The 9,726-nt window shown below is 64.8% G+C and carries 7 protein-coding genes; 4 read left to right on the top strand and 3 right to left on the bottom strand.

Going from position 1 to position 9,726, the window contains the following annotated elements; genetic code table 11:
* A partial coding sequence (locus JZY06_RS05500) for an error-prone DNA polymerase (protein WP_242516660.1) occupies nucleotides 1-2,556 on the bottom strand: 2,556 nt, incomplete at its 3' end.
* 480 nt (nucleotides 2,557-3,036) lie between these two features.
* On the opposite strand from JZY06_RS05500, the gene JZY06_RS05495 reads away from it, so the two are divergent.
* The 4 genes from JZY06_RS05495 (at nucleotide 3,037) to JZY06_RS05480 (ending at nucleotide 6,751) form a co-directional block, all read left to right on the top strand.
* Nucleotides 3,037-3,933 carry a MetQ/NlpA family ABC transporter substrate-binding protein gene (locus tag JZY06_RS05495; RefSeq protein ID WP_207118973.1) on the top strand — a complete coding sequence of 299 codons (897 nt, stop codon included), beginning with the start codon at nucleotides 3,037-3,039 and terminating at the stop codon, nucleotides 3,931-3,933.
* Between the two features lie 254 nt (nucleotides 3,934-4,187).
* The gene (locus JZY06_RS05490; RefSeq protein WP_207118971.1) at nucleotides 4,188-5,228 is read left to right on the top strand and encodes a methionine ABC transporter ATP-binding protein; all 1,041 of its coding nucleotides are present in this window, start codon (nucleotides 4,188-4,190) and stop codon (nucleotides 5,226-5,228) included.
* Nucleotides 5,225-5,914: a methionine ABC transporter permease gene (locus JZY06_RS05485; RefSeq protein ID WP_207118969.1), complete on the top strand. Its 690-nt coding sequence runs from the start codon at nucleotides 5,225-5,227 to the stop codon at nucleotides 5,912-5,914. Before JZY06_RS05490 ends, JZY06_RS05485 begins: the two co-directional genes overlap by 4 nt.
* A gap of 201 nt (nucleotides 5,915-6,115) precedes the next feature.
* Entirely contained in the window at nucleotides 6,116-6,751 is a 636-nt protein-coding gene (locus JZY06_RS05480) for an AMIN-like domain-containing (lipo)protein (protein WP_207118967.1), read from the top strand.
* A 40-nt stretch (nucleotides 6,752-6,791) separates the two neighbouring features.
* Here the strand turns inward: JZY06_RS05480 and JZY06_RS05475 are convergent, their stop codons facing one another.
* Both JZY06_RS05475 and JZY06_RS05470 read right to left on the bottom strand, forming a co-directional pair.
* The gene (locus JZY06_RS05475) at nucleotides 6,792-8,600 is read right to left on the bottom strand and encodes a Y-family DNA polymerase (RefSeq protein ID WP_207118965.1); all 1,809 of its coding nucleotides are present in this window, start codon (nucleotides 8,598-8,600) and stop codon (nucleotides 6,792-6,794) included.
* Nucleotides 8,601-8,725: 125 nt separating this feature from the next.
* The gene (locus JZY06_RS05470) at nucleotides 8,726-9,598 is read right to left on the bottom strand and encodes a hypothetical protein (protein ID WP_207118963.1); all 873 of its coding nucleotides are present in this window, start codon (nucleotides 9,596-9,598) and stop codon (nucleotides 8,726-8,728) included.
* Nucleotides 9,599-9,726: the final 128 nt, after the last annotated feature.

Below are 9,726 nucleotides of genomic sequence, written 5' to 3'. Positions count from 1 at the left end.
CAGCCCACCGACCGCATCCAATCCCAGGCGGATGCAGCCGTCGGGGCTGTCGGCCTGCACTTCAGAGGCGTTGACGTCAACGGGCAGGATGGTGACATGGTGGCGGCGGGCGTCACTGATCAGCGACTGCGGGGAGTAAAAACCCATCGGCTGGGCTTTGAGCAGGCCGGTGGTGAATTCCGCCGGCCAGTGGTATTTGAACCAGGCGGAATAGTAGACCAGGGCGGCAAAGGACTGGGAGTGGGATTCGGGGAATCCGTAGGCGGCAAACGCCACCATTTTGTTCCACAGCGTGCCCGCCACCTCCCCGCCGATACCGTGGGTGGCGGCGCATCCGGCGAAAAATTCCTGTTTGAGCCGCTGCATTTTGTCCACCGACCGTTTCGCCCCCATGGCGCGGCGCAGGGCATCGGCCTGGGCGCCGGTAAACCCGGCGGCATCGACGGCGATCTGCATGAGCTGTTCCTGGAACAGGGGGATACCCAGGGTTTTGCCGAGTGATTTTTCCAGGCAGGGATGGTCGTAGGTGACTTCCTCCAGGCCGTTTCTTCTTCTGATGTACGGGTGCACGCTGCCGCCCTGGATGGGTCCGGGCCGGATCAGTGCCACCTCAACAACCAGGTCGAAGAAGTTCCTCGGCTTCAGCCTGGGCAGGGTGTTCATCTGCGCCCGCGACTCGACCTGGAAAACCCCGACGGCGTCGGCTCTGGCGAGCATGTCGAACACCGCCGGCTCATCCGGGTCGATATCGGCGAGATCGATGCGGATGCCGCGGTGGGTGTCCACCAGATCGATCATGTGGTGCAGGGCCTCGAGCATCCCCAAACCGAGCAGATCGAATTTGACCAGCCCCACCGCGGCGCAGTCGTCTTTGTCCCACTGCATAACGGTGCGTTTGTCCTTGCGCGCCCACTCCACCGGCACCACATCGGCGATCGGCCGGTCACAGATGACCATGCCGCCGGAATGGATGCCCAGATGCCGGGGCTGGCCCACAAGTTGCCCGGCGATCGCCGCGACATCATCGGGCGGGGTACGGGTGTTTTTCGCCCACCCGTCCATGGCCCCTGCCGGGTAGCCGAGAACCCGCCCGGCATCCCGCAGCGCCCCTTTGCCGCGGTAGGTGATGACCGTGGCCACCTGGGCCGCTTTGTCCCGGCCGTAGGTGTCAAAGACGTACTGGATGACCTCTTCCCGGCGCCCGGATTCGATATCGAGGTCGATATCGGGTGGCCCGTCACGTTCCGGGGAAAGGAAACGTTCAAACAAAAGGCCCGCCGCCACCGGCTCGACATTGGTGATCCCCAGGGCGAAACAGACCGCACTGTTGGCCGCCGACCCCCGCCCCTGGCACAAAATGTTGTGCTCCCGGCAGAAATCGACAAGATCGGTGACAATGAGGAAATAGCCGTCGAACCCGAGTCCGGTGATCACGGATAATTCCCTGTCCATTTGTTCCCGTGCCCGCCGCCTGAGCTGCGGGCCGCGGGTGGCGTAGCGCCGCGGGGTCCGCCGGTTGACCAGTTCCCTCAGCCAACTGGCATCGGTGTGGCCCGGGGCAACGGGCACATCGGGCAGCCGGGGCGCCACCACATCCAGATCGAAGGCACAGTCGGCGGCAATGTCGGCTGCCGTGGCCAGATGGTCGGCACAGCCGGGATAGGCCCGCAGCAGATCGGCGCTGCCGCGCAGCCACCTCCCGCCGGCCGGCGGCAGATACGGGGCATGCTCGGACAGGCTGCGGTTGGCGGCCAGGGCCTGTTTGACCGCCGCCAGCCGGGCCTGGTGAGCGGTGGCGGCAGTCGGGTGGCAGGACAGGACAACCGGGAGTTTCAGCCGCCGGGCGATACCGTCGAGCAGTGCATGATTGTCCGCATCGGCCGGTGTCATGGTCGCTTCTTTGACCACCACGCAGCACTCGGCGCCAAACGCCTCCACCAGGGTCTGCGCCCGGGGCGCCCACACCGCATCGATGAGCACATACCAGTGCCCGTGGGCGTGGTGGCCCAGCACATCCAGCGGCGGGTAGGCCACCCGGTCTTTTCCCCTTCCGGCCAGCCGGGCGTCGGCGATGGCCCTCGACAGCAGGCGGTAGCCTTCCGGTCCGCGGGCCAGCACACACAGCACACCACCCGGCAGCGACAGCTCACTACCGAACACCGTGTCGATACCCGCCGGCCCGGCTGCGGCGGCAAACTTCACCGCCCCGTACAACCCGTCCCGGTCCACCACAGCCAGCGCCCCGATCCCCAGCTGCACCGCCCGGGACACCAGCTGTTCCGGCTCACTGGCCCCGCCGGAAAAGTTGTAGCAGGACAGCGCCCACAGCTCAGCAAACGGCACCGGATGGTCTTGCCGCACTGCTGTGACATCGTCTGTTTCACTCCTGCCGGGCCCACCGGCCCCCGGCCGGCGGACGGATGCCCCCTCCCCACCGTCCCCCGGCGCAGCGCCGCTGCCGCCGGGGAAAACGGGCTTTCCCTCATACGCCTGCCGCAGCTGCCGCCAGGACAGCCCCGATGCGTTGACGCCGATGCCCGCAACACTGTCACCCATATCGAAAATATTAGCGATCAATCCTCTTCCGGACACAATCGGCCAACCACCCGCCACACAGCCGCCACAGCCGCCCGTCCCCCACCCCCGGCACCGCCGCACACCCCCGACAGGAATCACCGGCCACAGCCCCGCCGACAAAAAACAGCCCTTCCCCCGGCCCCGAAAAAAGAAGAAATCGATATATACCAAGCAGTTCAATACCAGTTGTGCGATCCGGGTTTCCGGACAGGAAAACAACGCCGCCCCCGGCAGTTGACAAAGCTCACACCACTAACCTTTATGTGACACAGTACACTTGCACACCAACCGACACCTGGGTTTTTACGGTAATTTTCCCGCGGAAATACCCCCAGATGACAACGGTTGCAGCCAGTGGCGCCACCACCACTAGACCGAGCTGTACATCATCGGCCGTGCCGGGTAGGTTGATGAGCCGTCACTAGAAAGCTCTGTCTAGAAAATGAACGAGGACCACCCATGAAACTCCGCCAACTGGCCGCTGCGGCCGCCGCCACCGTCATTGCCGCCACTTCCCTCGTGGCCTGCTCCGGATCGGATTCCTCCGATTCAGCCACCGGCGGCGCCGAAAAGGTCACCATCAAAATCGGCACCACCGACGGCTCCAAGTCGGCCTGGAACGTTTTCCAGCAGGAAGTCGAAAAACAGGGCATTGATCTGGAAGTGGTCAACTTCTCCGACTACACCACCCCGAACAAGGCCCTGTCCGAGGGCCAGATCGATACCAACCTGTTCCAGCACCTGAAGTTTTTGTCCGAATACAACGTCGGCACCAACGACAATCTGGTGCCGGTGGGCGCCACCGAAATCGTGCCGCTGGCTTTGTACTGGAAAGACCACGATTCCCTGGACGGCATTGAGGGGCAGTCGGTGGTGATCCCCTCCGATTCCTCCAACCAGGGCCGGGCGATCAACGTGCTCAAGCAGGTGGGTCTGGTCACCCTCAAGCAGGATGATCTGCTCACCCCGAACCCCTCGGATATTGATCCGGCCACCTCGAAGGTGACCGTCACCCCGGTGGAGGCCGCCCAGACACCGGCCGCCTACGGCGAAGGCCGCCCGGCGATCATCAACAACACCTTCCTCGGCCGGGCCAACATCGACCCCAAGAGCGCTGTTGCCGCCGATGACCCGTCCTCCCCGGAGGCCGAACCCTACATCAACGCCTTCGTCACCACCCCTGACCGGGCCGATGACCCCAACATCCTGAAGCTGGTTGAAATCTGGCACTCCGATCCGGTGCAGAAAGCCAACGACGAAGATTCCAAGGGAACCTCCGTCCCGGTCACCGGTGACCGTGACAAGCTGCAGCCGATCCTCGACCGCCTCGAGGAAAAACTCACGGCCGCCAAATAATCCCCTTTTTCCGGTGGCGTGATGCCAGCCCCGTCGGGCACACACCCCGCCCACCGTTTTTCTCCCCCGCCCGCCGGCATATCCGGTGGGCGGGGTGAGAAACGTTGGGGGACCACTCCCAGCGCGCCGGTTCATCCGGCCGGTTTTTTCGACGATGATCGCGTGATCCCCATCCACGACGGCACCCGCCGGTGCGTCCGGCGCATCGTCGGCGACAGTTACCCAACCCACCACAGACAAAAGCGAGCGTTTTCGTGGCCACCACAGCACACTCCCCCGGCACACGGGTTGAATTCCGGAATCTGACGAAGGTGTTCGGTTCCGGCGATTCAGCCGTGACCGCCCTGGACGACATCACGCTGACCGTTGAACCCGGTGAGATTTTAGGGGTGATCGGCTACTCCGGGGCCGGTAAATCCACCCTGGTCCGCATGATCAACGGCCTGGACACCCCCACTTCCGGCCAGCTGCTGCTGGACGGAACCGATGTGGTCGGTATGCCGGAGAAAAAAATCCGGTCCCTGCGCCGCAATATCGGCATGATTTTCCAGCAGTTCAACCTGTTCACCTCCCGGACGGCGGCGGGAAATATCGCCTACCCGCTGAAACTGGCGGGCATGGGCAAAAGCGAACGCGCCCGGCGGGTGGCGGAACTTCTCGACTTCGTCGGATTGTCCGACCGGGGGGACAACTACCCCGAGCAGCTGTCGGGCGGGCAGAAACAGCGTGTCGGCATCGCCCGCGCCCTGGCCACCAACCCGTCGCTGCTGCTGGCCGATGAAGCCACCAGCGCCCTGGATCCGGAAACCACCCAGGATGTGCTCGGGCTGCTGCGCAAAGTCAATGCCGAGCTGGGCATCACCATAGTGGTGATCACCCACGAGATGGATGTGGTGCGGTCGATCGCCGACAAAGTCGCGGTCATGGAAAACGGGCGGGTCGTCGAATTCGGCGGGGTCTACGACGTGTTCTCCCAGCCGAAAACCCCTGTGGCGGCCAGATTCGTGGCCACCACCCTGCGCAACACCCCCGATGTCATCGAAGCCGATGAGCTGCTGGCCGGCGCCGGCCGGCTGTTCACCGTCAACCTGACCGAGGATTCCGGGTTTTTCTCCGCCTGCGCGACAGCCCGCCTGGCGGGAGTGTCGATCAATATCGTCCATGGCGGCATCACCACCCTCAAACACCACAGCTTCGGCAAAGTCACCGTGCGGCTGACCGGTGACGACACCGCCATCCAAGCTTTCTACGACCAGTTGAGCACCACCACCGACGTCGAGGAGATCATCCGATGAACAACCCCGATACTCTCCTGTACGCGGCAGCGAACTGGGACAACCTGCGGCCGACCTTCTATGAGGCTGTCACCACCACCTTGTACATGGTCTCCATCACCATGCTGGTGGGCGGCTTTCTGGGCCTGGTGGTCGGCACCCTGCTCTACACCACCCGGGAACAGGGCGTGCTGCGCAACAAAGCGCTCTACAACGTGTTGAACTTCATCGTCAACTTCGTCCGGCCGATCCCCTTCATCATTTTGATTGCGGCCGTCGGCCCGTTGACCAGAACGGTGGTGGGCACCACCATCGGCACCGAGGCGGCGGTGTTCGTCATGTCGATTGCCGCCACCTTCGGCGTGTCCCGCATCGTCGAGCAGAACCTGGTGGCCATTGATCCCGGTGTCATCGAAGCCGCCCGGGCCATGGGCGCCTCACCGCTGAAGATCATCACCTCGGTGATCATCCCGGAAGCCCTCGGTCCGCTGGTTTTGGGCTACACCTTCATCTTCATTGCCGTGGTCGACATGTCCGCCATGGCCGGCTACATCGGTGGCGGCGGCCTGGGTTCTTTCGCCATCACCTACGGCTACCAGGCCTTCCAGTGGCCGGTCACCCTGGTGGCCACCGCCGCGATCATCGTCATCGTGCAGATCGCCCAGCTGCTGGGCAACTGGCTGTCGAAAAAGATCATGCGCCGCTAGCCCGGCCGCAGGCTGATGTTTTCAGCCCCTCCCCCATCCTGCCCCGCCCGATATTTTCCCCCGGCGGGGCAGGTTTTTTACCGGCCCACGCCCCCGCCGCAGGTGTTCCCCGGTAAAAAGCGGCGGCCAATGGCGTGTTCCGGCGGTTGCCGCGGTGCGGGATCACCCGGCGGACAACCTGGTGGCTATAGGCTGGGGGATATGAGTTACCTGTTGTCTTCCAGCCGGTTGATTCCGGTGGCCGCCATGCTGGGTGCCGTCGGGCTGCTGGCCGGCTGCGCCGCCGGCGGCGGGTCATCCACCGCCACCACCGTGACAGTTGTCTCCCCGGTCGTATCCCCTGTTGCCACCACGGTCACCGTGGACAACACCACGGCCCCGGGTGGGCTGATGCCGCTGGGCAACGCCGACAAGGAAGAAAAAACCAGGCGGCAAAACGAACCCGCGGATTTGATGGTGGACAATATCCGGGTCGGCGACCACCCGACATTCGAAAGGGTGGTCTTCGACTTGACCGGCTACGGGAAGCCGAGCTGGTTTATCACCTACACCGACGCCCCCTCCTATCCGGGCAGCGGGCATCCGGTGCAGATCACCGGCGACAGTTTCCTGGACGTCAATATCGACGGCATCGCTTTCACGCTCCGGGACGATATGGTGCCGCAGGATTTCTCCACCAGGCAGCTTCCCGACTCCATCATCACCGAAATCGCCGACACCGGCATCTTCGAGGGCCGGCATTCCTTCGTCATCGGCATCACCGGCGACCGGCGTCCCTACTCGGTGGATCTGCTGGACAATCCGACCCGGCTGGTCATCGATGTGCTCAAACGGTAGACCACGCGCTTGATCCGCTGTTTTCCCGCCGGTCCAGCTGTCAGCTGTAGCAGGCCTCGACACACCACCAGCCGCCGCTCCACAGCAAAAGCCAGGCTTTCGGCGGCGCGTGCCCAGCGCCACCGCCACCGGTTTCCTGCGCGGTGATCTGCAGGCGGGCGGCATGCACCGGGTGCGGCGTCCACCAGTTGCTGTCCACCGGCCACGGCCCGGCCCATCCGGTCACCGGCAGCCGGTTGTCTTGCCAGCAGATCACCGCAGGGGCACATGACAAAAGGGCTTCCGCGGACACCGTCACCGGTGCCCCGCCAGCACCGAACAATTCCACCCGGCCATCCGGCCGGCCTGCCTGTCCACCCCGCCGGGCCGGGTGCGGGCCGGGAATACGCCCCGGCCACCGCGGCATGTCCGCACAGTCGGTGACATCAACCACCTGCCGCGGTATCTGCCGCAAGTCGGTGACAGCACCTGAATCATCTGCTGCAGCCGGGACATCCACAAGTCCCGTCGGCGGCTCGGGCTGAGGCCCCGCGGCGGGTGTCCGGTTTCGTGTTTTCTTTCCCGCTTGTGCTCCTGCGGGCATACCGGCAGTGGTGGTGTCCGCGGTTTCCCCCCAGGTGGTGTAGGCCACCTGCTCCACCGGGCTGATCCCGCCGACCGCCACCGGTGCCAGTACTTTGTCCATGCCCAGACTCGACTGGACCCGGGCGGCCACCCGGCGGGCGGATGCCCCGTTGCCGCGGCTGACCGACCACAGTCCGTCACCGGCATCCGGTGGCGCGCATTCCAGCGGCTCCAGGGTCAACGAGGTGATCCCGACATCTGTCCGGCTGCTGGTGCCGGGTTTTCCTCCGGTGGCGGTGGTGCGGCTGGTGATCCAGCCGTCCAGCTGCCAGCGCACCCGATCGGCGATGGCCTGCTCGGTCAAAGGCTCCCGGGTGCGCCAGTAGCGTTCACATATCCCGGTGTCTTGTCCCGAGACCGTTGTCACGGTTACTTTCAGCCGCTGGCACACCAGATTGTCCGCGGCGAGTTTCCGGTGGAGTTTCTGGGCCAGCCCCCGGGCGATGAACGCCGCTTCATCCACCCGGGTCACCGGTTGCTCCGGTATCACAGTCACCGTCGGCGGCTCCGGCCCGAGTGGCGGGGCCACGGCGCGCTGTGTGCGGGCCGCGGCAATGCGGTGGCAGTCGACACCGGCTTTACCGAAGCGGGTCGACACCGCTGTTTCACTGATCGCGGCCAGGGCACCGAACGTATTCACCCCCACCGACTGCAGGTTTTTCACCGTGGGGACATCGATATCGAAGGACTGCTCGTCGAGCAGGATCCCCACAGACACCGGCTGCAGAAACTGCCGTGATTTACCCGGCGGCACCACCGACGAGGTGCGGGCGGCGATGATTGCGGTGGTTATCTCATCGGCTATCCCGGCCCTGACATCCAGCCCGGGAAACGACGCCGCGTCAATGAGTTTCTGGCAGGCGGTGTCCTCATCGCCGAAATAGGTGGCCGGAACATCGACGGGGATGACCACCAGGCCCGGCCGGCACACCTCAACCGAAAACGTCACCCCGTTCAGGGAGGAGACAATGTCTTCGAAAAGAAGTTCTTCGGTATCGGGGTCGGTGGCAGCCACCACACAGTCGGCCACCAGTGCCCGGGCTTCCCGCAGCCGCATCCCCCGCCGCACCCCGGCGGCGCGGGCGGCCGGGCAGCAGGCCCGTACCCGGTGGAGTGTCGATCCGCGGCCGGTGACAATAACCGTCTCGCCGTGCCCGGCATGCCCGGCCAGACGTGCCGCGTGCACCGGCCAATCCGGCCACCACAAAGCCATCACCCGTGTCATCTGCTCCCCACCTCCGCTAAAAAATACCCGCCCTCCCGCCCGGCCCCGGGGCCGGGCGGCGGCTGCCACTTGTGGTTCCCGCTCCATGTGCCCGGCCGGCGGGTGGCCCTGTTTTTTTACCTGCCCTACCCCACCGCCAGCCGGTGATCGGTGTCCTGCCCGGCACCGCTTCGGCCGCCAACAGACACCCCGCCGGCACCGACGGTGACATCCACCCCCACCGGGGCACGGCCGGTCACCGCAACGGCCACATGCAATGACACACCGGCAATCCGGCCGGTACCGCAACCAATACCGCTGTAGCCGGTGACCTGTGCGTCAATGGATACCGCCCGGGATGGCACAGTGCCTGCCACCACCACAACAGCCGCCGTACCCCGGCGCATTTTCGCGGTCAGCGGGCCTGCCGCCGTCGGTGACAGCGACACTGTTGTCCCCGGTGTTCCCCCGGCGGCATGGTGGACCACCAGATCCATGCCTTCGGCCAGCACAGCAACCACAGACAGCGGGTGGGCGCCCGGATCAGGCACCAGAACAAGATGTTCAAGATCAAGCCCGTATTCGACCAACTGTGCATACACCAGCCCCGGCCAGCCGACCACCGCAACATAACCGCCGTCACGGATAACTTCGGCAATAAATTCGACCACCAGTCCGGGACAGTCACCGCAGACGGTGATTTTCCGCCGCGGAAGACCCCCTCCCGGAAAAAGTCCCGCCAGCGGTGGGGGGACCGGCACCACACCGGCCCCGGACACCCCGCCGATCGTCCACGGATCAGTGATCACACCACTGCGCGCCCGAGCGGATATACCACCACCTGCACCGTTACCGTCAACAGCCCGCAATGAGGTTTCTGCCGCACCATCCCCGGGCACGGAAGAAATGTCACCGCCCATGACAGTGACACCCCTGTCCCGCAGTTTGCCCGCCAGCAGATTCACCCGGTCGCGGGTACTCATCCCCCGCAGGGCGGAGGCTGGAACCAACTCAGCCATAAACAAACACCTGTTCTAAGTTCACGCATCCAGTAAAGCGCGCCGCCCCGCGACGGTCAACACTATCGGGGGCACAATTTTTAGAACACGTGTTTGACGTGGGTGTTTGCCTGCCGGTGCTGTCCCCC

This window comes from Corynebacterium mendelii, assembly GCF_017307055.1.
Lineage (GTDB): Bacteria > Actinomycetota > Actinomycetes > Mycobacteriales > Mycobacteriaceae > Corynebacterium > Corynebacterium mendelii.
This window is presented reverse-complemented; position numbering and strand designations above follow the sequence as displayed.

Excerpts from the sequence above, each read along its gene's own strand:
- JZY06_RS05495 (WP_207118973.1), top strand. The coding sequence starts at position 3,037 with ATGAAACTCCGCCAACTGGCCGCTGCGGCCGCCGCCACCGTCATTGCC.
- JZY06_RS05485 (WP_207118969.1), top strand. The coding sequence starts at position 5,225 with ATGAACAACCCCGATACTCTCCTGTACGCGGCAGCGAACTGGGACAAC.
- JZY06_RS05480 (WP_207118967.1), top strand. The coding sequence starts at position 6,116 with ATGAGTTACCTGTTGTCTTCCAGCCGGTTGATTCCGGTGGCCGCCATG.
- JZY06_RS05475 (WP_207118965.1), bottom strand. The coding sequence starts at position 8,600 with ATGACACGGGTGATGGCTTTGTGGTGGCCGGATTGGCCGGTGCACGCG.
- JZY06_RS05470 (WP_207118963.1), bottom strand. The coding sequence starts at position 9,598 with ATGGCTGAGTTGGTTCCAGCCTCCGCCCTGCGGGGGATGAGTACCCGC.